This window comes from Cohaesibacter haloalkalitolerans, assembly GCF_003574655.1.
In the GTDB taxonomy this organism is placed as follows: Bacteria; Pseudomonadota; Alphaproteobacteria; order Rhizobiales; family Cohaesibacteraceae; genus Cohaesibacter; species Cohaesibacter haloalkalitolerans.
Genome location: NZ_QNUM01000003.1, coordinates 623,957 through 645,629 on the forward strand (window position 1 = coordinate 623,957; position 21,673 = coordinate 645,629).

The following is a 21,673-nucleotide window of genomic DNA, read 5'->3' on the forward strand; positions in this document are numbered from 1 at the left end:
GAATCCTACGTCATTATTCCGCCGATTACAAACAGTTAGACGCTTATCCCACCTATCTATTGTAACGATACAAAGTTGGTGCCGATTCAACTATACTGCGGCCAATTCTACAATGGTCAACCGATAATTCCTTTTTTGAAATCCTTGAGTTCAGAGAGCTGAGTCCATGAAACGTTCCCACGTCAACGAAATTCTGAAAGAAAGCGACGCCTTCATCCGTTCATTTGGCTATATTCTCCCCCCCTTCGCCTATCTCTCGCCTGAGGAAATGCAGGCCACCGACCACAGCCTCTTCGTGGAGCGGGCCATGGGCTGGGACATCACCGACTACGGCCAGGAAAAATTCGATGAGCTGGGACTGTTTCTCTTCACGGTCCGCAACGGCATAGCCGCTGACCTGAAGAAGGGCACCGGCATGCTCTATGCCGAAAAGATCATGATCAGCCGCGAATTGCAGATTTCACCGATGCACCGCCACTATATCAAGGCGGAAGACATCATCAACCGTGGTGGTGGCAAGCTGGTACTGGAGCTCTGGGCCCCTGATGAAGAAGGCAAGATCGACCGGCAAAGCGATGTCACGGTCCCCATCGACGGCCGCTTGCGCACCTTCTCGGCCGGAAGCCGGGTCCGTCTGGATCCGGGCGAAAGCATCACCCTTATGCCCGGCGTCTGGCATTCCTTCTGGGGCGAGGAAGGCGACGTTCTCATCGGTGAGGTTTCCACCGTCAATGATGACCGTACCGACAACTGGTTCGAGCTCGACATCGGCCGCTTCTCCAATATCGAGGAAGACGAAGCGCCCGCCCATCTGCTGGTTTCCGACTATGACACCTATCTGAGCTGAGCCATCTGTCATTCTGTAACAGCCAGGCAATGAAAACGCCCGCAGATCGATCTAATCTGCGGGCGTTTCCTGTTCATACCTGTGCGTCGCAATGCGCGTACGACACAGACCTTAGAGCGTAATGCGGTAGACCCCGAAGCCATCCTTGCTGGTCTCGCCGGTCGACTCGATCTTCACCGCCTTGACCTCGGCCACAAAGGCAGCAGCCTTCGGCCCGGTCTCGAACAGCACCGTCGTGTCAGCAAGCGGCGCCAGCGACCAGTTTGAATCGGCGGTCGGATTGACGGTTCCCTTCTCGACGATGTACCGCACGATCACATCGCGGTTGGTGTCAGGTGCCGTCAGGATGATGGTGGAACCATCACAACCCGGGAAATTGCCCCCACCACCAGCGCGATAGTTGTTGGTCGCAACGACAAACTCGGCAGCAAGATCTATCGGCTTGCCGTCATACATCAGATCAACAATGCGGTTGGCATCCGGATTGAGTACCTTCTTGCCGTCGGACGAATATTTCGAAGGCTGCGAAACATCGATCTTGTAGGTCACCCCGTCGATCACATCGAAGTTGTAGGATGGGAAATCCGGATTGAGCAGGGTCTTGTCCTTCGAACCGGCCTCGATCTGATTGAACATCCCTGCAGAGCGCTCGAGCCAGTCCTTGATCTGCTGACCGGTGACCTTCACCGCGCGGGCCGTGTTGGGATAGAGATAGAGGTCAGCGACATTCTTGATAGCAACCGGCCCGGCAGGCACATCGGTATAATAGTCAGGACCACCGCGGCCACCACATTTGAACGGTGCAGCAGCAGAGAGCAGCGGCAGGTTTTCATATTCCGACCCGGTCAGCATCTGCTTGGTGTACCAGAGTTGGGCGTTGGAAACGATCTGCACCGACGGATCGTCAGCCACCAGTGCGAAGTAGGAATAGAGCGCCGAGGCTGCCTGCCCCACCGGGCGGCGGATATAATCAAGGGTCGCCTCATGGGTTTTCTGAACCGGCGCAAGAACAGAGGCCACACTCTCGACCAGCGGAATATACTTGCGTTTTTCGCGCTTGTAGATCGGCCGTGCTTCGGAAACATGCGACGCGATGGCCCATTTGCCGTCGTCGTTCTTCTCAAGCAGCAGGTCGATCAGCCCCATGTGCGAGCCCCAGAAACCGGCCATCACCGCAGGCTTGCCCATCAGGGTACCCTTGTCATTGTCGACGCCCTTGATATCGGCATAATCGCCGGGGAAGACACGATGGTGGTGCCCGGTGAAGACAACGTCGATGTCCTTGACGCCTGCGAGATAGAGCGACGCGTTTTCCATGCCCTCAGAATAGCCGCCACCGGCGATGCCCGAATGGCAAAGGGCGATGATCAGGTCGGCCCCTTCTTCCTTCATCTGCGGCACATAGGCTTCCGCCGTCTTGACGATATCGCGGGTCATCACCTTGCCATGCAGGTTGGCCATGTCCCATGTCATGATCTGCGGTGGGACAAAGCCGATGAAACCGAGTTTGATGGCGTGCTCCTTGCCCTCCCCGTCCTTGATCTTCCGGTCAAGAATGGCATAGGGCTTGATCAGCGTCTTGTCCTTGGTCGGGTCTGCCCCGAGCGTATCCCCCATCGCCAAGTTGGCGCAGACGAACGGGAAATTGGCCCCTGCCAGAGACTTGTTGAGGAAGTCGAGGCCATAGTTGAATTCATGGTTGCCAAGGGTCGCCATGTCGTAGCCAAGGGTATTCATCGCCGCCATCATCGGATGGATCTGATCACCCTCGAAGCCACGCTCATAGGCCACATAGTCCCCCATTGGGTTGCCCTGAATGAGGTCGCCATTGTCCAGCAGCATGGAGTTGGAAGCCTCGGCGCGAATGTCATTGATCAGCGCAGCGGTGCGCGCCAAACCGGCAGAATCCGTCGGCTTGTCGCCATAATAGTCATAGGGGAAAATCGCAACATGGATGTCGGTCGTCTCCATGAGGCGCAAATGCGCCTGCCCAGCCTTTGCAAAAGCCGAAAACGGATGCAGGGCGATCAGGGCACTGGCCCCGGCAACGCCTGCCAGAAAATGACGGCGGGAAAGAGAGAGTGTAGACATAATCAAGCGCTCCTTGGATTTGAATAAAGGCTTTGAACAAAACACTTCGAACGGGACACTTCGAACGAGACACAGGCCAAACTGCAGCCGAACCAACTGACGGGCCACGGAAGACATTGCCCTCGGGACAACCTTCGCAGTGGCTCCCGCTCCAATACTGAAAACAGGTTGTAGAGTGTATGTGCTTATAGTGTGACGCATACAGCCCTTTGCGCCAATCAAGCAGAAAGTCACAGATAAAAGGTCGCTGAGCACGCCGACCGGCCGTCCGTTCGGCAGAACATCCCGCCTTGTCCGCAGACAGGCATCACGCCACACAGATTTCGTTATCGGTTGAGGGAAGCTCCGTTCAGAAACAGGTCGAGCGCCTGATCGACATGGAGGCGAATCTCGTCGGGAGACATGCAGTCACCGCCCCCCATCAGCAGGTTGGTTCGCTTGGACAGCAACAATGCATTGTAGAACTGTGCAAGCCCCTCTGCCCTGCCCTCCGGCACATGCGGGCGCAAATAGGCAATGAGCCTGCCAGACCAGTGGGGCTGCGCCTGCGTGCGGAAGATGTCCCCAAGTTCACCACTGTCATGGCTCTCTGCAATCATCAGCCGGAACAGCGCCAGATTGCGTGGCTGCATATGGCGGGAAAGAAAAGCAAGACCATAGCTTCGCAGTTCCTCGGCGACAGCAGCCTCGCCGAAGAAAAACTCCATTTCATCTTCATCGAAATGACCAATAAGTGCAGAAAACAACGCCACCTTGGAGGGGAAGTAGCGATAGACCGTCTGTTTGGTCACGCCCGCCTCGTCCGCCACGGCATCCATCGTCGTGCCCATGTAACCAAGGCCCAGAAACAGCTGTTCCGCCGCCCCTAGAATGGTCGTCTTCTTCAATCGGTATTTTTCAGCAGCTTTCATGGCAGAGACAATAACTCTTGCAAATCATACTGACAAGTATTACGTTCAAAAACTTGAAACTACCAGTCAGGAATCTGCAATGACATCTCACGAAAAAGGCCTCACCTATCTTCTGGTGGCGGCGGCCTTGATGAGCCTGGATGCGGTCTTCATCCGTCTTTCCGGCCTTCACGGCTTCGCCCCCTCGTTTCTGTTCGGCGTCTTCTCTCTCATTTCCATGACCACACTGACCCAGATCCGGGAAGGCAATGTGCTGAGGGTCGCAAAGGCAGGCGGCTTCATGCTACTGGTCTCGGGCGCCATCATGGGCGTCAGCGGTACGGCCTTCACGCTGGCCGTGCAAAAGACAACCGTTGCCAACGTTCTGCTGATCATGAGCATCACACCGATTTTCTCGGCCATCTTCAGCAGGATTTTCCTCAAGGAAAACATCAAGAAGCACACCGGACTTGCCATCCTGCTATCAATCATCGGCATCTACATCATCGTTCAGGGATCCCTTGCCTCCGGCGGGATTGAAGGCGACCTTATCGCCCTTGTCTGTGCGCTTGCTGTGTCGATGAACTTCATCGTCTGGCGCAAGTTCAAACAGCTGAACCGGTCACTGGTCGTCGGGGCTGGCGGCTTCTTCATCGCCCTGTTCGCCACGCCTTTCATCACGACCGCAGACTACGACATCAAAGGGGTGCTCGTGATGATGGTCATGGGGCTGTTCACCGCGCCGGTGGGCCGCATGTTCAACGCCATGGCAACCCGCATCATCTCCGCGCCTGAGGTCAGCCTCATTTCGCAGATCAAGATCGTCATCGCCCCACTGATCATCTGGGCCATCTTCGGAGAAGTGCCGGGAACCGCCACCTTCATCGGCGGTAGCCTCATTCTTGTCGCTGCCTTGGGCCAGCCGCTCTATAGCCTCTATCTGATGAAGCGGGCGCCAGTGCCCGCTGTCGCCGAATAGTATCCGCATTCTCGGGGCAGACCTTCCCGAGATCAGACGCCAGCAAGGACCAGTTTCGTGACCAACAAAAAAGCGCAGCAGCCACACGGCTCGCTGCGCTTTCTCTTGAAGGGCTCAGGATTGCGGAGCAAGGGGCACCCCGATCCTGTGGCCTTTGGCGATGGCCTCAGCCTAAGGCTAGCCGATAACAGCTTCCACGGTGACCTTCGTTACGCCCTTGGCTGGCGGTGGCACAATGTCACCGGCAATCGGCTTGCCATCCACCCAGAGCGAAGTCAGGTTGCCCGACCCCTTGCGCACAACGGAGATATCGTAGGTGACGCCCCGGAACAGCCGCTGCACCCGGAAATCGTCCCAGCGCTCGGGAACGACGGGCGCGATCTTGAGCCCGTCATAGTCCGGGCGAATGCCGAGGATCCACTGGGTGATCGCATAATAGTTCCATGCCGCCGTACCGGTCAGCCAGGAGTTCTTGGCCTCGCCGTGGCTCGGAGCATCGCGACCGGCAATCATCTGGGCATAGACATAGGGCTCCAGACGGTGCACATCCGAAATGGTTTCGCGCACGGACGGGCTGATCCGGCTGTAATAGTCGAACGCAGCGTCGCCATTGCCCAACACCGCCTCTGCGATCACGACCCACGGGTTGTTATGGCAGAAGATACCAGCATTTTCCTTGTATCCCGGCGGATAGGTGGAGATTTCGCCATATTCGATATAGTAACGCGAATAGGCTGGCTGCTGCAGCACGATGCCGTGCGGCGTCGCCAGATGCTTTGAAACCGAATCCAGCGCCTTGCGGGCCTTGCCATCCTCAACGCCGACCCCGGCCAGAACACAGAAGCCCTGCGGCTCAATGAAGATCTTGCCTTCAGCCTGTTCGTTGCTGCCCAGCTTGTTACCGAAATCGTCATAGGCCCTGAGGAACCAGTCGCCATCCCAGCCATGTTCGCTGATGGTGGCGCTCATATCCGCCGAAACCCGAGCGTAATAGGCGGCATCCCCATCCTTGCCCACCACCTTGGCGATGTCAGACAGTTCCTTGGCGGACAGCACCATCAAACCGGCAATGAACACGGATTCGGCCACCGTGCCTTCCTTGCTGGTGGTCGTCTGGAAGCTTTCGCCCGGCGTATTCGAGAAGCAGTTGAGATTGAGGCAGTCGTTCCAGTCGGCCCGCCCGATCAGCGGCAAGCCATGCGGCCCCATCCGGTCTTCGGCATACTGGATCGAGCGTTTCAGATGCTCATAGAGCGGCTCTTCCGTGCCCGGCTGACAATCGAACATCACCGGTTCCTCCAGAATGGAAAAATCGCCGGTTTCCTTGAGATAGGCAGCCACGCCGATGATCAGCCAGTGCGGATCATCGTTGAAGTCGCCGCCAATGTCGTTGTTGCCCTTCTTGGTCAGCGGCTGATACTGATGATAGGCACCACCGGAGGAAAGCTGCGTTGCGGCGATGTCGAGAATGCGTTCCCGTGCCCGCGACGGCACCATATGGACGAAGCCCAGCAGGTCCTGATTGGAATCGCGGAAGCCAAGCCCGCGACCGATGCCGGATTCAAACGACGAAGCCGAACGGGACATGTTGAAGGTCGCCATGCACTGATAGGCGTTCCAGATATTGACCATGCGGTTGGTATGCTGGTCCGGCGACGACACCTGATAGACTCCGAGCAGCGCGTCCCAATGGCTGGCAAGCGCATCAAATGCAGCATCGACGGCAACCGGATCGCAATAGCGGGCGATGATCGGCTTGACGGTCTTCTTGTTCAGGATCTGCGAATTCGGCGGATCGAACTTGTCGGTCTTGTCGTTCTCGTGATAGCCGAGCACGAACACGACCTGACGGGTTTCACCTGGCTCAAGCCGAAGCTTCACATGGTGCGAGCCGATCGGCGACCAGCCGTGGGCGATGGAATCCCGCGACTTGCCCTCAAGCACAGCTGCAGGTTTGTCCCAGCCGCGCCATGGACCAAGGAACTCCTCGCGCTGGGTATCAAACCCGGCAACCTCTTCGGAACAGGCGAAAAAGGCAAAATGATTGCGCCGCTCCCGATATTCAGTCTTGTGGTAGATCACCCCGTCTTCCACTTCCACCTGACCGGTAGAAAGGTTGCGCTGGAAGTTGCTCTGATCGTCAAGCGCATCCCAGAGGCAGAATTCAACCGATGAGAACAGCGAAATGTCTGCCGGAGCAAGACGCTCGTTGGTCACTGTGACCTGCCAGATTTCCAGCGTCTCGTCGAGCGGCACAAAATAGCGGGTGGCGGTGCGGATGCCCGCCTTCTTGGAAGAGATGACCGAATAGCCCATGCCATGACGGCAGCTATAATCCTCGATGTCGGATTGCATCGGCATCCAGGACGGCGTCCAGCAGTCCCCGCTCTCATTGTCGCGTACATAGACATAGCGTCCGCCAAAATCAGTCGGCACGTTGTTGTAGCGACCACGGGTCAACCGGCGCAGACGGGCATCCCGATAGTAGGAGTAGCCGCCCGCCGTTGCGGACAAAATACCGAAATAGCTCTGACATCCGATATAGTTGATCCAGGGAAGCGGCGTATCGGGGCGTGTGATGACATATTCGCGCGCCTGATCGTCAAAATATCCGTATTTCATGGTGAGCACCTGCCCTATGGGTATCTAGCTGGAACTGCGTATCTGGCTGGAGCGCTTGCCCCGACCCGATCATGCAATCAAGACCACGGCAACTCCAATCCTCCAATTGTCGTCCACCTAGCACACAAGACAGAAAGTTGGAAGTGAAACGTTTCAGATTTCGATTTAATGTCCCTATTTTGAAATTAATGAAATAATTTACTGATTTCGCCCCTAATTTGCTTTCAACCACAACCGGATGGTCGCTGAGCAGATTCACCCACCTGTTGATATCTTTCATCATGCAAGCGGCGTCACGAGACGGAGCGGTCGCACCGAGCATGGTCGCGAACGGGAGCAGATCGGATGGATGACATAAAGAAAAGGCCCGGGTGTCCCCCCGGGCCTTATGGATGATCAAAAATCGGCAAGAGACAACGTCACCCCTTGCGGTCGTGCAGAAACATTGGCCCGCCTTTCCATCGCGGGAAGCCATAGCCATGGATCTCGACCAGATCGATGTCCGATGCCGATTGGGCAACCCCTTCTACAAGGATCGCCTGCCCTTCGCTGGCCATGGCAGCAAGCAGGTTGGCGGCGATCTCGTCGCGCGGCATCAGCCGTGATGGCGCGACATGAGCGGACAACAGCTCGGCCACCACCAGGGAAGGCTCTGGCGAGCGACCACCATTTGGATAGTCATACCAGCCGCCGTCTGTCTTCTGGCCCTTGCGCCCGGCCTTCACCAAACGGTCTCCAAGCGTTTCGGGCACGACTTGCCCGGCTGAACGTGCGCCTTCCCGTTGCAAATAAGCGATATCGAGCCCGCCAAGGTCCTGCGCCTCGAACGGCCCCATTCTGAAGCCGAAGTCCCGCATGGCAGCGTCGATCTCGGCAATCCCCACACCCTCCACCACCAAGGCCTCGGCTGCGGCGCGATAGCGCTTGAGAATGCGATTGCCGATGAACCCCTCGCAAATGCCAGCCTCGACCGGCACCTTGCCCAACAACCGGCCAAGTGCAAAGGCAGCGGCAAGGACATCGGACGCAGTTTCCGGCACGGGCACGATTTCCAAAAGCTTCATCACATGGGCCGGACTGAAGAAATGCAACCCGATGAAACGCTCAGGATGGGCCAGCCCTGCCACGATGGCCCGCGGATCCAGATAGGATGTGTTGGTGGCCAGAATGGCATCGGCCCGACAGTGGCGCACCAGATCAGCAAACACCGCCCGTTTGACGCCGATTTCTTCGAACACGGCCTCGATTATCAGATCGCACCCGGCAAGCGCGGCATAGTCGGTGCTGCCGACAATCCCGGCCAGGCGGTCCGCCTTGCCTTTGCTGTCAAGCTTGCCGCGCTTGACAGCCCCATCAAAGATTGATGCGAGATTGGCAAGTCCCCGATCAAGCGCCACGTCATCCCGCTCGATCAACACAACGGGCAAACCGGCTTCACGACAGGCCGCGGCAATACCTGCCCCCATGGTGCCACCTCCGATGACGCCGACCGAGGCAACGGAACGTGGTTTGACAGCCCGCAAGGCATCAGGGCGCCCTGCCCCTCGCTCCGCAAAGAAGACATGTCGCAAGGCTGCGGCCTCTTCGGACTGGCGCAACGCCAGAAAACACGCCCGTTCCTTGGCCATTGCCTCGGGAAAGGGATGCTGGGAGCCGAAGCGGATCAGCGCCAGCGCCTCAAGCGGGGCCTGATGCCCAGCCTTGGCCGCACGCTTGCCCGCCTCCTGCCAGAAGTCCTCCGGCATCGGCTCGACCGGCCTTTCCGACACCGCAGGTGGCAGCGGACACTTGAGCGCAGAACGCGCAAAGGCAACAGCCCCCGCCGCAAGGTCGCCGGCAATGATCTCATCGATCAGCCCGACCGATAGAGCCTTGGACGCGTTCCAGGGCCGTCCACTGGTGACCAGATCCACGGCCACCGAAACCCCGGCGAGCCGCGACGTCCGCACGGTCCCCGAAGCGCCCGGCACAATGCCGAGCGTCACCTCTGGCAACCCGACCTTGGCGTCGGGAGAGGCGACGCGAAACCGGCACCCCATGGCCACTTCGAAACCGCCGCCCAGCGCTGTGCCATGAATGGCGGCCACCCACGGCTTCTTCGCAGCCTCGATCCGGGCCACCACACCAGGCAGATGGGGTGGCTGGGGTGGCTTGCCAAACTCACGAACATCTGCCCCGGCAATGAAGGTACGCCCGGCACAGACCAGAACCACAGCCTTGATCGCGTCATCCTCGTCACAAGCCTCAGCCGCCTCAAGCAGCCCTTGCCGGAGGTCTGCCGAAAGCGCATTCACCGGCGGGTTGGTAATGGTAACCACGGCGATCTCACCATCCTTGCGGATGCCCACCAATGCTGTTGTCTTGTCGTCCATATCAAATCCCCAGATAGGCTTCACGAATGCGTGGATCTGCAATAAGATCGGCGGCAGTGCCGGACATGGTGACCCGCCCGGTTTCCATCACATAGCCCCGATCGGCAATCTTCAGGGCACCGAAGGCATTTTGCTCAACCAGCAACACGGTCACATCCCGCGCCTTGAGGCTTTCAACCACTTCGAAGATCTGCGCCACCAGCAGCGGCGCCAGCCCCATCGACGGTTCATCCAGCAGCAAACAATGTGGCCGTCCCATCAGGGCACGGGCAATGGCCAGCATCTGCTGCTGCCCCCCGGAAAGCCCTCCGGCCATCTGGTTGCGCTTCTGCTTGAGGATCGGGAACATCGCAAAGGCATCGTCCATATCCGCAGTCACGCGCTCATCACTGAACAGGAAGGCACCCAGACGCAGATTTTCCTCCACCGACAGATTGGTGAAAATCTGCCGCCCCTCCGGAGACTGAGAAAGCCCGCGAGCCAGCCGTTTGAAGGCTGGTACTGTCGTTATGGCTTCGCCGCGAAAGTCGATCCGTCCCCCGGTAACCGGCTGGATGCCGGACAGGCACTTCAGCAAGGTCGTCTTGCCCGCACCATTGGCCCCTACCACGGTAACGATCTCGCCGGAATTGACCTCGAGATCCACCCCGTGCAGCACTTCAATGCGCCCATAGGCCGAATGCAGTTTCTCAACCGACAGCATGGGTGGCCTCCTTCTCGTCTTCCTCGTCCTGTTCGTCCTGCTCTGCGTCAACCGTCCCCAGATAGGCTGAAATCACCTCCGGATTACGGGACACCTCGTCCGGTTTGCCCTCGGCGATCTTCTCGCCATGATCGAGCACGACAATATGGTTGGAGATGCGCATCACCATCTTCATGTCATGTTCGACCAGCAGGATTCCGATTCCCGTAGCAGCGAGTTCGGCGATGAAGGCGTCGATTTCCTCCGTCTCCACCGCGTTACAGCCTGCAGCCGGTTCATCCAGCAACAGGACACGGGGCGACATGGCCAGTGCCCGCACGATCTCCAGCCGCTTGAGAGCCCCGTAGGAGAGATTGCCTGCCACCTGTTCGGCGGCCTTGTCGAGCCGCACGCGGGTGAGCAGCGCCATCGCCTTTTCCCGCACCTCGGCAGACCGCCGTTTCGTTCCCGGCAGGGCCAGAAGGTCGGCCAGCAAATGGCCGCGCTCAGCCAGATGAAAGCCGACGATGACATTTTCCAGCACCGTCATATCCTGAAAGATCTGCAGATTCTGGAAGGTGCGGGTCATCCCCATGCGGGCCAGAAGGTGTGGCTCGAAACGTGTCACATCCTGACCATCCAGCATCACCCGTCCCCTATCCGGCAGATAGACTCCGGAAATCATGTTGAACAGCGTAGTCTTGCCAGCTCCGTTCGGCCCGATAACCGAGACGATCTCACCCGCACTTGCAGAGAAGCCCACATCATTAACAGCCCTGAGACCGCCAAAGCTGATCCCGAGCCCTTCGACTTGCAAAAGTGTCATTCGCCCCTCCCCCTCAATTTGGCGGCGATGGAAGGCAGCAATCCCCTTGGTAGGAAGATCATCACGAGGATCATTACCAGCCCCATGATCAACTGCTCATACTCGGCAAAAACAGTGAGCACCTGTGGCAGCAGTGTCAGGATGGCGGCCCCCAGCGTGGCACCGAGCACCGAGTTGACCCCGCCGAGAACAGCCATGGTCACCATCTCGATAGAGTGCATGAACCCGGCCACATCCGGCGTGATGAAGCGGTTCTGCAGGGACAGCAGCGATCCGGCCACCGACGCATAGACCGCCGAAATCACGAAAGCCTGAAGCTTGACCTGAGCCACATCGATGCCGACAGTGCGGGCGGCCACTTCCGAGCCATGCAAGGCGCGCATCGCCCGTCCGGTGGAGCTGTTGAACAGATTGAGCGCGATCCAGACCCCAACGATCAGCACCAGCCCGCAGACAAGATACCAGAATTCACCGCTCGACAGCTTGAGTCCGACGCCTTTCAGAAAGTCGCGCAAGCCGAGCTCAGCAACCTCCATGCCATCCGGCCCGCGGGTCAACGACCGCTCATTGGTCAGCACCATGGAAACCAGAATGCCGAAGCCGAGCGTGGCAACCGCCAGATAGTAGCCCTTGAGCCGAAGAATCGGCTTGCCGATCAGCGCTGCCATGATGGCCGACACCAGCGCCCCGAGCAGCATGGCAAGAGCGGGATGCAACCCAAGCGCCTCCGGCCCGAGTGCGCAGGCATAAGCTCCGATCCCGGCAAACCCCGCATGCCCGAGGCTGATCTGCCCCGCATAGCCGATGAGGATCACCAGTCCGACAACGCTGAGCGCGTTGACGAAGATCAGCGCACCAACGCGAAAATAATAGCCGGACGGAAAGAACACCGGCAGAATGGCAATCAGCGCCAGCAACACCGCGAGCTGAACCCATTTCGAATTGAATGTCATGGATCAAACCCTCTCGGTTCTCTTGGCACCAAAAATGCCCTGCGGCATGGCAAAGAGCACGGCCAGAATGACGATGAAGGCCACCGCATCCTTATATTGCGAGCTGAGATAACCCGCCGTCATGGCCTCCAGCAGGCCAAGCAGGATGCCGCCGACAAGCGCCCCCTTGGGATTGCCCATGCCCCCCAGCATCGCGGCAGCAAAACCCTTGAGTGCCAGACCAACGCCGACATCATAGGCAACCAGCGTGATCGGTGTGACCAGGACACCCGCCAGCGCCCCGATGGCCGCAGACAGGGAAAAGGACAGGGTCATCACCCAACCGGTGTTGATACCGACGAGCTGGGCTGCCAGCCTGTTGTTGGCAGTTGCCAATACGGCCTTGCCAGTCAGGGTCTTGGTGAAAAACACCCACAGACCGATGAAAATGAAGAAGGCGCCCCCGACCACCCAGAGGCTCTGCGGCAAGATCGCGGCCCCCAGCAGGCGGATGGGCTCATCACCCGAGAAGGACGGAAAGCGGTGCAGCTGCTTGTCAAAGATCAGCTGAGCAGCCCCGCGAATGACAATCGAGGCGCCGATGGTGATAATGATCAGCGAGACCACAGGCGCACCGCGCGCCGGCTCGATCGCCAGCTTGTTCAGCGCCACACCGACAAGAGCGGTCAGCACGATCGCGATCAGGGCGGCAAGCGGCAGGGGCAGTCCGGCAGCATGGGCAAAAACGGTGATCATCCCGCCCAACATGACAAACTCCCCTTGCGCGAAATTCACCACGTCGGAGGCGTTGTAGATGATGGTGAAGCCCAGAGCAACGAGCGCGTAGACAGCGCCAACGGTCATCCCGGACAAAAGAAACTGCATCAAGGCATCCATGAGCGGCTCTCCCTTTGTGTTCGAGTCGAAAGAGGCGGGGCAACAGCCCCGCCCGATGCGTGCTTATTCGGCAAGGGCCCAGCCACCGTCGCGAATCTCGAGCATCCGGAATGCGCTGAGATCGAGACCCAGATGATCGGTCGCGGAGAAGCTGTAAGTACCGGTCGTGCCGACAAGCCCCGTGGTTGCTTCCAGAGCATCACGGATTGCCTCTGCGTCCGCCCCGCCCGTTTTCATGGCATTGGCCATCAGCAGAAAGGCATCGTTGGCATAGCCGCCAAAGGTGGAAACCTTCTGGTCGAACTTGGCTTCAAACGCGGTCTTGTAGGTGGTGACAACCTCCTTCTGCGGATCGCCATCCGGCAGGATGTCGGCAATCAGCAAGGCAGTCCCTGGCAGTCTTACACCCTCGGCAGCCTCTGCTCCGGCCAGCTTGATGAAGCCATCGGAAGCCACCCCGTGGCTCTGATAGAGAGGCAGATCGATTCCAAGCTGTGCCTTGTTGCGGGTGACGATTGCCGGTCCCTGGCCAAAGCCGGGATTGAGGATCGCCTGCACCCCCTCGGTCTTGGCAATCTTGGTCAGCTGTGGCGTCATGTCGGCGTCTTGCGGACCATAGGTCTCGTCGGCAAGAACCTCGATACCGTGTTCCGCCGCGATATCATGACACTGGGCCTGCATCGAGGCACCAAAGCCGTCGGTGCCCGAAATCATGCCGATCCTGGTGAGCCCGCGCGCGGCCATGTCGGTGAAGATCTTGGCACAGGCCATGCGATCGGTATGCGGGGTCTTGAAGACATTCGCCCGCACCGGATCGATGATCTGTATGGCGCCGGCAAGCGAGATGAACGGAATGGATTCGTCTTCTGCCACCGAGATGATCGACATGGTGGTGCCCGTGGTGGAACCGCCAATGATGGCCGTCACTTCGTCATCCTCGACCAGACGCGTGGCAAAGGTTCGCGCCTTGTTCGGATCGCCGCCATCGTCATAGAGGAACAGCTTGATCTTTTCGCCGTTGATGCCTCCAGCTTCATTGATCTGCTCGACGAGCATTTCGATGGTCTTGGCTTCCGGATCGCCAAGGAATGCGGCTGGCCCTGTGGCGGACACGCTTGCCCCAAGACGGATTTCGGCAGAAGCCGGTGCTGACAGGCTGATTGCCCCAAGGGCAACCAGCGTCGTCATGCCAGTGGTGAGGGCAGTGGTGATTGCGGTTTTCATGGATAGTCCTCCCTAGATATCCAGTTGATGAATGTGACCCCGGGCGCTCAGGCGACCTTGGGCCAACGGATCATGACGCGTCGGAAACGCGACGCGACAAAGGCTGTATCCGTCAGGCAGGCATTGCCGGACGGGTTTGCTCCCGTGACATGGAAGTCGGAAAAGGCAGCCGACTGATTGACAAAGATGTTGCCAACGAGATTGACGGACAGATTGACACCGGCACGGCTGAACGCCTCCACGGCGACATCGATCAGATCGGGGTCCGTGGCGTAGAGCGCCGCAGTGATCGCTCCCTTGTTCCGGGCGATGCCGGACGCACGGGCAATGGCATCCCGCGCATCAGTGCAGGCGATGAAAAAGGATACCGGACCGAAACACTCCTCCTGTTCGACCCCGCCTTCCCCGATATCAAGCGCCAGCAACAACGGGGTGGCGCTGCGGCCGATGCCCGTTTCCCTGCTGTCCCGCACAATGCGTCCAAACCCCCGCGCCGTGGCCACCCGCTTGAGGGTTGCCGGATTGGCAATGGAGCCGCACACCCCAGACGCCCGGTCCGCATCGGACAGCAGCGTGTCGATCGCAGAGGCAATCCCTTCGGCCACAGCATCAAAGCTCTTGTGGCCTTCGTCGGTTTCTATACCGGCTGACGGAATGTAGATATTCTGCGGCGAGGTGCACATCTGGCCGGAATAGAGCGATAGCGAAAAGGCGATGTTGTCGCACATGCCCCTGAAATTGCTGGTTTCGGTAATGGTGATCGAATTCACGCCCGTCTCTTCGGTAAAGACCTGCGCCTCCCCGGCATGGGCACGCACCCACTCCCCGAACTGCGATGAACCAGTATAATCGATAAGGGCAAAGGCGCCGCTTTCCACCAGATCGCAGGTCATCTCCTGGCCCGGCTCGTCGGCCGCCAGCAGAACCACGTCCGCAGGCAGTTCGGCCGCAACCAGAACCTCGCGCAACACCTTGACCGTCAGCGCCAACGGCAGGATTGCCGCCGGATGCGGCTTGACAATGACAGTGTTACCCGTCGCCAGACTGGCAAAAATCCCCGGATAGCCATTCCAGTTGGGGAAGGTGTTGCAGCCGATGGTCAGGGCCAGTCCGCGCGGCATCAGCTTCCACTGTTTCTCCAGCACGATGGACGGCTGCTTGCCCTGCGGCTTTTCCCATGTTGCCTCACGAGCGGTGACATTCATTTCCATCCATGCGGCAGCAACGGCTTCCAGCCCGCGGTCCTGCGAATGCGGACCACCGGCTTGAAAGGCCATCGGAAAAGCCTGTCCGGTGGTGTGCATCACCGCATGGCCCATCAGAAAGCTCATGGCATTGAGGCGCACCAGTGCCTCAAGCAGAACGCCAACCCGCACCTCCGGACTTGCTTCAGCCCAATCACCCGAGGCGGCTTTGGAAGCCGCAATCAAAACATCGGCTTCGGCGGTAGGATAGCTGATCTTGAGCGGCAGTCCCCAGGGCGATTCTTCCTTACCTACCCGATATGTTTCCGGGTGATCATTGAGCAAAAATCGATGACCAATTAGTCGATCAAACGCGGCAACGCCATCTTCCCGTGCCGTTTCTCCATAGAAGCGTCCGCTCGGGACCTCGGGAAACGGAGTCCAGAATTCGCGCGATTTCAACGCAGAAACGGCGTCATTCAGCAGTGCATGATGGCATTTGAAAAACTCAGACATTGGTCCCCCACATTTTCTTTCCGAACATAATTGACCGTCCGGACGATTTATTCAAGCGTATAATTGACCGTCCGGACGGTTTATGCAACAAGTCTTTCGTTGGCTCTACAAAAGTGGGCCTTGGGGGAGGAAACATGGAGAAATCCGAGACCGTTCTGTCGGATCTGCGAGACGGCGTGCTTACGCTGACGCTGAACAGACCCGACAAACTGAATTCATTTAACGAGGACATGCATCTGGCCTTGCGGGCACAAATCGAACGCGCCCACAGCGAAGAGTCGGTCCGTGCGCTGTTGCTTACAGGCGCCGGTCGCGGCTTTTGCGCCGGGCAGGATCTGGGCGATCGCGATCCGCGCAAGGGTGGTGAGAAACCCGACCTCGGCGCGACACTGGAACACTTTTACAATCCGACACTTCGCCTGATCCGCTCGCTCGAAAAGCCGGTCATCTGCGCCGTCAATGGCGTTGCCGCCGGTGCCGGTGCCAACATTGCCTTTGCCTGCGACATCGTGCTGGCCGCCAGATCGGCCAAATTCATACAGGCCTTCTCGAAAATCGGCCTCATTCCCGACGCCGGAGGCAGTTGGTCGCTGACCCGTATTCTGGGCGAACCAAGGGCCAAGGCACTCGCCATGCTCGCCGAGCCTCTGCTCGCGGAACAGGCAGCCGACTGGGGCCTGATCTGGAAGGCTGTGGATGACGAGGCCCTGATGCCGGAAGCAACCGCCATCGCTGCCCGCCTTGCGGCTGGCCCGACAGTGGGCCTTGGCCTGACCAAGCGCCTCATCCAGTCAGCTTCGGCCAACAGCTTCGAAGCCCATCTCGACATGGAACGGGACTGCCAACGGCAAGCCGGACAGACGGATGATTACGCCGAAGGGGTCATAGCCTTCCTTGAAAAGCGTCCAGCCAACTTCAGAGGGTGCTGAAATGGACCAGTATCAGGATCAGCATCACGCGATGACCCCGCAAGAACTGGCGGAAGCCTGTGCCAGGGCCATGTGGGAGGGCGATTCGGCCTCTCAGGACCTTGGCATGAAGCTGGAGCATGTCGCTCCCGGTGTGGCCGTGCTGTCGATGACCGTCACCAGATCCATGACCAACGGCCACGGCAACGCCCACGGCGGTTATCTCTTCACGCTTGCAGACAGCGCTTTCGCCTTTGCCTGCAACACCTACAACCAAATCACCGTAGCCCAGAACTGTGCCATCACCTTTCTGGCTCCGGGCACCCTCGGCGACCATCTGACGGCCACCGCCCGCGAGCGATCCCGCTCCGGCCGATCCGGCCTTTACGACGTGCAGGTGACGCGCGAGGACGGGAAGGTCATTGCGGAATTCCGTGGCCATTCCCGCACTGTCAAAGGAACACTTCTGTCGCCTCAGGGCGATGGCGTCTGATCTCGGGGAGGAAACAATGAACGATCTGACACCAATCAAGAGCATTCTGGACCCGATTGAAATCGCATCCCGCGATGAAATCGCAGCCCTGCAATATCACCGCATGCGTCGCTCGCTGACCCACGCCTATGAGAATTCACCTTTCTACCGCAAGCGCTTCGACGAGCACGGGGTTCACCCCTCGGACCTCAAGACGCTGGCCGACCTGTCGAAATTCCCCTTCACCCAGAAGACGGACCTGCGTGACACCTACCCGTTTGGCATGTTTGCCGTGCCGCGGGAAAAACTGGTGCGCATCCATGGTTCGTCGGGCACGACGGGAAAGCCAACGGTTGTCGGCTACACCCGCAAGGATATCGACGTCTGGGCCGATCTTGTTGCCCGTTCGATCCGCGCCTCGGGCGGACGCCCCGGTGATATCGTCCACGTGGCCTATGGCTATGGCCTGTTCACCGGTGGCCTTGGAGCCCATTACGGAGCAGAACGGCTGGGCTGCACCGTGGTGCCGATTTCCGGCGGCATGACCGAACGTCAGGTCACCCTGATTCAGGACTTCAAGCCCACGATCATCATGGTTACGCCATCCTACATGCTGTCGATTCTCGACGAGTTCCGCCGTCAGGGTCTCGACCCAAGGCAAAGCTCCCTCAAGGTCGGCATTTTCGGGGCCGAACCATGGACCAACAGCATGCGCAACGAAATCGAACAAGCGTTCGACATGCATGCAGTGGATATCTATGGCCTGTCCGAAGTCATGGGCCCCGGCGTTGCCAACGAATGCGTGGAAACCAAGGACGGCCTGCACATCTGGGAAGATCACTTCTACCCCGAAATCATTGATCCGGCGACCGGCGAAGTGCTGCCGGATGGCGAAATGGGCGAACTGGTCTTTACCACGCTCACCAAGGAAGGCCTGCCGATGGTACGCTATCGCACCCGTGACCTGACGCGCCTGTTGCCCGGCACTGCCCGCTCCATGCGTCGCATCGAAAAGATCACCGGCCGCTCAGACGACATGATCATCCTGCGTGGTGTCAATGTCTTCCCGACCCAGATCGAAGAGCAGATCCTCAAGTGCAAGGGCCTGACGCCGCATTTCCAGATCGAGCTGTCGCGCAAGGACCACAAGGACACCATGGTCATTCATGTCGAAGCGGCAACCGATCATGTGTCGGAAGACGCTCGCAAGGCATCCGCCGTTGAACTGTCCCACCACATCAAGTCCGTGGTCGGCGTCACGACGCGCATCGATGTCCGGGACCCTCAGGAACTGGCGCGGTCAGAGGGCAAAGCCAAACGCGTTGTCGACAATCGGCCAAAAAATTAGACCGACCGTATGGTCAAATATACCAAAACTGGTGTATAGGGGGCATATGGAGCCCCCTACTTTCGTCTTCAGCATTATGGAGAATTCTGTCCATGGCCCGAACACGCGCAAACGATTTCGAAGAAAAACAACATGGTTTGCTGCTTGATGCGGCGCGGGTCTTTGCGACGCAGGGCATGGAGAAAGCCTCCATGTCCCAGATCGCGTCTGCGGCTGGCGTGTCGAAATCCCTGCTCTATCACTATTATCCCTCCAAGGACGCCCTGATCTTCGAGATCGTGCATTCCCATCTGGAAGACCTCGATCACGCCCTGATCGAGGCTGACGATGCAACATTGAAACCGGAAGAAAGGCTGGAGCGACTGGTCAACACGGTCATCGAGGCCTATCGCGGTGCCGATGATCAGCACAAGGTGCAGCTCAATGCCAGTCAGGCTCTATCGGAAGACCAGAGAGCCGAAATCGTCAAGGTCGAGCGCCGTATCGTCAAGCGCTTCTCGAACATCTTGCGCCTGATCCACCCCACGCTCGATGATCCGGATCGGCCGCTGCTGATGCCGGTCACCATGTCCCTGTTTGGCATGATGAACTGGGTCTACATGTGGTTCAAGGAAGAGGGCCCGATCTCCCGCGAAGACTATGCCCATCTGGCAACAGTTCTGATCCTGGAAGGGATCAAGGCCGTTCGCTAGGCCTTCGGCATGACCCAGTGCCCTACCTGATATGATTAGCCCCAAAACCGGGATCGACATCAAGGCCGATCCCGACAGGGCACCGTCAATTATTCGGCAGCTTCCGACATTGTCATTGGCCAGATCTTTGCCACCATGGTCAGCACGTCATATTGCGCAACCACCTCGTCTCGCTGGTTGGTCACCTGACAATCCCAGCGGACTTCCCCATGGTCGGCATTCTCCCGCGGGTTGATCTCCTTGCAGGTCAGACGGACTCCGAGGCTGTCGCCAAAATAGACAGGCATCATGAAACGCAGATTGTCGACGCCATAGTTCGCCAGCACCGGCCCCGGTTCCGGATCAACGAACAACCCGGCGGCAAAGGAGGCGATGAGATAGCCGTGCGCCACGCGATCTTCAAAGAAGGGATTGGCTTTCGCCGCGTCGCTGTCCATGTGGGCATAGAAGGTGTCACCAGTGAAATGGGCAAAATGCTCGACATCGGCCTCAGTCACGTCTCGTCTGGCCGTGACGATCTGATCACCGATGCGAAGGTCAGCCAGCGACTTGCGGAAAGGATGGATATCCTGTTGCGCAGGTGCGCCTTCCACCCATTGACCGGTGACCGCCGACAGCATCGACGGCGGCCCCTGAATGGCAGACCGCTGCATGAAATGCTTGACCCCGCGCATGCCGCCCATCTCCTCGCCACCGCCCGCGCGACCAGGGCCGCCATGGACAAGCGGAGCCAACGGTGAGCCATGCCCCGTGGAGCTTTTGGCCGACGCGCGGTTACCGATCATCACGCGACCATGGAAGGACGCCAATCCGGTCGCCATTTTGGCAGCAAGACCAGCGTCATCGGTAAAGACCGACGAGACCAGCGAGCCCCGCCCCTTACGAGCCAGTGCAATGGCTTCCTCGGGGGCGTCATACGGCATCAGTGTCGCCACCGGTCCAAAAGCCTCGACCCCGTGTACCGCTTCAGACGACAGAGGGTCGGCACAGCGCAACAGCACCGGCGCCATGAAGGCACCCGCCACATCGTCGCCGGAGACGAGTGCGCAGCTGTCGGGATCACCGGCAACGATCTCCGCTTCGGTCATCAGTTCGCGGACGCGGACACGGACAGTTTCACGGTCCCTCAGCGAGACGAGTGCCCCCATACGCACGGATGGATCGGAAGGCAGGCCGATCGGCACCTGCCCAAGCCGCGCCTTGAGCGCATCGACCACTGCCGCTTCATGCACACGGGGCACCAGGATGCGGCGGATCGCAGTGCATTTCTGCCCTGCCTTGGCCGTCATCTCGCGGGCAACCTCGCGCACGAACAGATCGAACTCTGGCGTGCCCGGACCGGCATCTCCCCCCAGTACCGACGCATTGAGACTGTCGGCTTCCATGGTGAAGCGAACGGAATTGGCAATGATGGACGACTTCGCCTTGAGCCTCTGCCCTGTCGTCGCCGAACCGGTGAAGGTCACAACATCCTGCTCGGTCACATGATCCAGCAGATCCCTTGGATCGCCGGTGACGATCTGCAACGCCCCATCGGGAAGAAGGCCGGTCTCCAGCATGCGCCGCACAACCAGTTCCGTAAGATAAGCTGTCTGGGTCGCTGGCTTGACGAGACACGGCATGCCGGCAATCAGCGACGGCGCGATTTTCTCCAGCATCCCCCAGACCGGGAAGTTATAGGCATTGATATGAATGGCCACCCCTTCCATCGGTGAGAGAATGTGCTGGCCCATAAAGCTTGCATCCCGCGACAACACTTCAACCGGGCCTTCGGTCAGCACGCGGGCATTGGGAAACTCCCGCCGGGCCTTGGAAGCGAACGTCAGCATCGTGCCGATCCCACCTTCGATGTCGGGCCAGGAATCCGCTCGAGTGGCCCCTGTGGCAAAGCTTTCCTCGTAGAACTCTTCCTTGAGGTCCATCAGCTTCAGCCCCAGAGCCTTGAGCATCAGCGCCCGTTGATGGATCGTCATGGCCCTGAGGGCTGGTCCACCAACAGCGCGGCCCCATTCAAGAGCGCCCCCAAGATCAAGTCCCTCGGTGCCGATCAGGGCATGGACTGCTCCCGTCGCCGCATTGGCCACAGGCTCTCCCTCACCTTCACCTGTACGCCAGGCGCCGGCAACATAACTTTCCAGACGGCGTGGTGACAGGGTCACGTCCTTCATGCGCTTTCCTTCCATTTCACTTC

The 21,673-nt window shown here is 59.0% G+C and carries 17 protein-coding genes; 6 read left to right on the plus strand and 11 right to left on the minus strand.

What is annotated here, in order from left to right; translation table 11 throughout:
• Positions 1 to 166 precede the first annotated feature (166 nt).
• Positions 167 to 847 (plus strand): D-lyxose/D-mannose family sugar isomerase, encoded by a 681-nt coding sequence (locus tag DSL70_RS10425; protein ID WP_119307817.1) that lies wholly within the window; start codon positions 167 to 169, stop codon positions 845 to 847.
• A gap of 111 nt (positions 848 to 958) precedes the next feature.
• Here DSL70_RS10425 and DSL70_RS10430 read toward each other — a convergent pair whose 3' ends face one another.
• Both DSL70_RS10430 and DSL70_RS10435 read right to left on the minus strand, forming a co-directional pair.
• The gene (locus DSL70_RS10430) at positions 959 to 2,938 is read right to left on the minus strand and encodes a bifunctional 2',3'-cyclic-nucleotide 2'-phosphodiesterase/3'-nucleotidase (protein WP_119307818.1); all 1,980 of its coding nucleotides are present in this window, start codon (positions 2,936 to 2,938) and stop codon (positions 959 to 961) included.
• A gap of 326 nt (positions 2,939 to 3,264) precedes the next feature.
• Positions 3,265 to 3,849 (minus strand): TetR/AcrR family transcriptional regulator, encoded by a 585-nt coding sequence (locus tag DSL70_RS10435; protein ID WP_119307918.1) that lies wholly within the window; start codon positions 3,847 to 3,849, stop codon positions 3,265 to 3,267.
• A 79-nt stretch (positions 3,850 to 3,928) separates the two neighbouring features.
• Between DSL70_RS10435 and DSL70_RS10440 the strand changes: the two genes are divergently transcribed.
• Positions 3,929 to 4,807, plus strand: a complete 879-nt coding sequence (locus DSL70_RS10440) for a DMT family transporter (protein ID WP_162916554.1) — start codon at positions 3,929 to 3,931, stop codon at positions 4,805 to 4,807.
• A gap of 177 nt (positions 4,808 to 4,984) precedes the next feature.
• Here DSL70_RS10440 and DSL70_RS10445 read toward each other — a convergent pair whose 3' ends face one another.
• From DSL70_RS10445 to paaN, 8 genes are all read right to left on the minus strand, one after another.
• Positions 4,985 to 7,429, minus strand: a complete 2,445-nt coding sequence (locus DSL70_RS10445; RefSeq protein ID WP_119307820.1) for a glycoside hydrolase family 94 protein — start codon at positions 7,427 to 7,429, stop codon at positions 4,985 to 4,987.
• Between the two features lie 419 nt (positions 7,430 to 7,848).
• Complete coding sequence (locus tag DSL70_RS10450; protein WP_119307821.1) at positions 7,849 to 9,801, minus strand: 3-hydroxyacyl-CoA dehydrogenase NAD-binding domain-containing protein; 1,953 nt, start codon at positions 9,799 to 9,801, stop codon at positions 7,849 to 7,851.
• A gap of 1 nt (position 9,802) precedes the next feature.
• Positions 9,803 to 10,504 carry an ABC transporter ATP-binding protein gene (locus tag DSL70_RS10455; protein WP_119307822.1) on the minus strand — a complete coding sequence of 234 codons (702 nt, stop codon included), beginning with the start codon at positions 10,502 to 10,504 and terminating at the stop codon, positions 9,803 to 9,805.
• Positions 10,491 to 11,309, minus strand: a complete 819-nt coding sequence (locus DSL70_RS10460; protein WP_119307823.1) for an ABC transporter ATP-binding protein — start codon at positions 11,307 to 11,309, stop codon at positions 10,491 to 10,493. The genes DSL70_RS10455 and DSL70_RS10460 overlap by 14 nt, the downstream gene beginning before the upstream one ends.
• Complete coding sequence (locus DSL70_RS10465; protein ID WP_119307824.1) at positions 11,306 to 12,262, minus strand: branched-chain amino acid ABC transporter permease; 957 nt, start codon at positions 12,260 to 12,262, stop codon at positions 11,306 to 11,308. Before DSL70_RS10465 ends, DSL70_RS10460 begins: the two co-directional genes overlap by 4 nt.
• A 3-nt stretch (positions 12,263 to 12,265) precedes the next feature.
• On the minus strand, positions 12,266 to 13,138 hold the full coding sequence (locus tag DSL70_RS10470; protein WP_119307825.1) for a branched-chain amino acid ABC transporter permease: 873 nt from the start codon (positions 13,136 to 13,138) through the stop codon (positions 12,266 to 12,268).
• Positions 13,139 to 13,201: 63 nt separating this feature from the next.
• Positions 13,202 to 14,362: an ABC transporter substrate-binding protein gene (locus DSL70_RS10475; protein ID WP_119307826.1), complete on the minus strand. Its 1,161-nt coding sequence runs from the start codon at positions 14,360 to 14,362 to the stop codon at positions 13,202 to 13,204.
• 47 nt (positions 14,363 to 14,409) lie between these two features.
• Positions 14,410 to 16,062: a phenylacetic acid degradation protein PaaN gene (gene paaN, locus DSL70_RS10480; RefSeq protein WP_119307827.1), complete on the minus strand. Its 1,653-nt coding sequence runs from the start codon at positions 16,060 to 16,062 to the stop codon at positions 14,410 to 14,412.
• Between the two features lie 134 nt (positions 16,063 to 16,196).
• Here paaN and paaG point away from each other — a divergent pair, with 134 nt between their 5' ends.
• The 4 genes from paaG to DSL70_RS10500 all read left to right on the plus strand — a co-directional run bounded on the left by paaG (position 16,197) and on the right by DSL70_RS10500 (position 19,482).
• Positions 16,197 to 16,991, plus strand: coding sequence for a 2-(1,2-epoxy-1,2-dihydrophenyl)acetyl-CoA isomerase PaaG (paaG, locus tag DSL70_RS10485; protein WP_119307828.1), 795 nt, complete (start codon positions 16,197 to 16,199; stop codon positions 16,989 to 16,991).
• A 1-nt stretch (position 16,992) separates the two neighbouring features.
• Positions 16,993 to 17,463: a hydroxyphenylacetyl-CoA thioesterase PaaI gene (gene paaI / locus DSL70_RS10490; protein WP_205563214.1), complete on the plus strand. Its 471-nt coding sequence runs from the start codon at positions 16,993 to 16,995 to the stop codon at positions 17,461 to 17,463.
• Positions 17,464 to 17,479: 16 nt separating this feature from the next.
• On the plus strand, positions 17,480 to 18,790 hold the full coding sequence (gene paaK, locus DSL70_RS10495) for a phenylacetate--CoA ligase PaaK (protein WP_119307829.1): 1,311 nt from the start codon (positions 17,480 to 17,482) through the stop codon (positions 18,788 to 18,790).
• Positions 18,791 to 18,882: 92 nt separating this feature from the next.
• A complete protein-coding gene (locus tag DSL70_RS10500; protein WP_119307830.1) occupies positions 18,883 to 19,482 on the plus strand; it encodes a TetR/AcrR family transcriptional regulator in 600 nt (199 codons plus the stop codon).
• Between the two features lie 89 nt (positions 19,483 to 19,571).
• Here the strand turns inward: DSL70_RS10500 and paaZ are convergent, their stop codons facing one another.
• On the minus strand, positions 19,572 to 21,650 hold the full coding sequence (paaZ, locus tag DSL70_RS10505) for a phenylacetic acid degradation bifunctional protein PaaZ (protein ID WP_119307920.1): 2,079 nt from the start codon (positions 21,648 to 21,650) through the stop codon (positions 19,572 to 19,574).
• Between the last annotated feature and the right edge of the window lie 23 nt (positions 21,651 to 21,673).

What these genes read in the sequence shown, in the direction of transcription:
- DSL70_RS10425 (WP_119307817.1), top strand. Translation starts at nt 167, where the DNA reads ATGAAACGTTCCCACGTCAACGAAATTCTGAAAGAAAGCGACGCCTTC.
- DSL70_RS10430 (WP_119307818.1), bottom strand. Translation starts at nt 2,938, where the DNA reads ATGTCTACACTCTCTCTTTCCCGCCGTCATTTTCTGGCAGGCGTTGCC.
- DSL70_RS10435 (WP_119307918.1), bottom strand. Translation starts at nt 3,849, where the DNA reads ATGAAAGCTGCTGAAAAATACCGATTGAAGAAGACGACCATTCTAGGG.
- DSL70_RS10440 (WP_162916554.1), top strand. Translation starts at nt 3,929, where the DNA reads ATGACATCTCACGAAAAAGGCCTCACCTATCTTCTGGTGGCGGCGGCC.
- DSL70_RS10445 (WP_119307820.1), bottom strand. Translation starts at nt 7,429, where the DNA reads ATGAAATACGGATATTTTGACGATCAGGCGCGCGAATATGTCATCACA.
- DSL70_RS10450 (WP_119307821.1), bottom strand. Translation starts at nt 9,801, where the DNA reads ATGGACGACAAGACAACAGCATTGGTGGGCATCCGCAAGGATGGTGAG.
- DSL70_RS10455 (WP_119307822.1), bottom strand. Translation starts at nt 10,504, where the DNA reads ATGCTGTCGGTTGAGAAACTGCATTCGGCCTATGGGCGCATTGAAGTG.
- DSL70_RS10460 (WP_119307823.1), bottom strand. Translation starts at nt 11,309, where the DNA reads ATGACACTTTTGCAAGTCGAAGGGCTCGGGATCAGCTTTGGCGGTCTC.
- DSL70_RS10465 (WP_119307824.1), bottom strand. Translation starts at nt 12,262, where the DNA reads ATGACATTCAATTCGAAATGGGTTCAGCTCGCGGTGTTGCTGGCGCTG.
- DSL70_RS10470 (WP_119307825.1), bottom strand. Translation starts at nt 13,138, where the DNA reads ATGGATGCCTTGATGCAGTTTCTTTTGTCCGGGATGACCGTTGGCGCT.
- DSL70_RS10475 (WP_119307826.1), bottom strand. Translation starts at nt 14,362, where the DNA reads ATGAAAACCGCAATCACCACTGCCCTCACCACTGGCATGACGACGCTG.
- paaN (WP_119307827.1), bottom strand. Translation starts at nt 16,062, where the DNA reads ATGTCTGAGTTTTTCAAATGCCATCATGCACTGCTGAATGACGCCGTT.
- paaG (WP_119307828.1), top strand. Translation starts at nt 16,197, where the DNA reads ATGGAGAAATCCGAGACCGTTCTGTCGGATCTGCGAGACGGCGTGCTT.
- paaI (WP_205563214.1), top strand. Translation starts at nt 16,993, where the DNA reads ATGGACCAGTATCAGGATCAGCATCACGCGATGACCCCGCAAGAACTG.
- paaK (WP_119307829.1), top strand. Translation starts at nt 17,480, where the DNA reads ATGAACGATCTGACACCAATCAAGAGCATTCTGGACCCGATTGAAATC.
- DSL70_RS10500 (WP_119307830.1), top strand. Translation starts at nt 18,883, where the DNA reads ATGGCCCGAACACGCGCAAACGATTTCGAAGAAAAACAACATGGTTTG.
- paaZ (WP_119307920.1), bottom strand. Translation starts at nt 21,650, where the DNA reads ATGAAGGACGTGACCCTGTCACCACGCCGTCTGGAAAGTTATGTTGCC.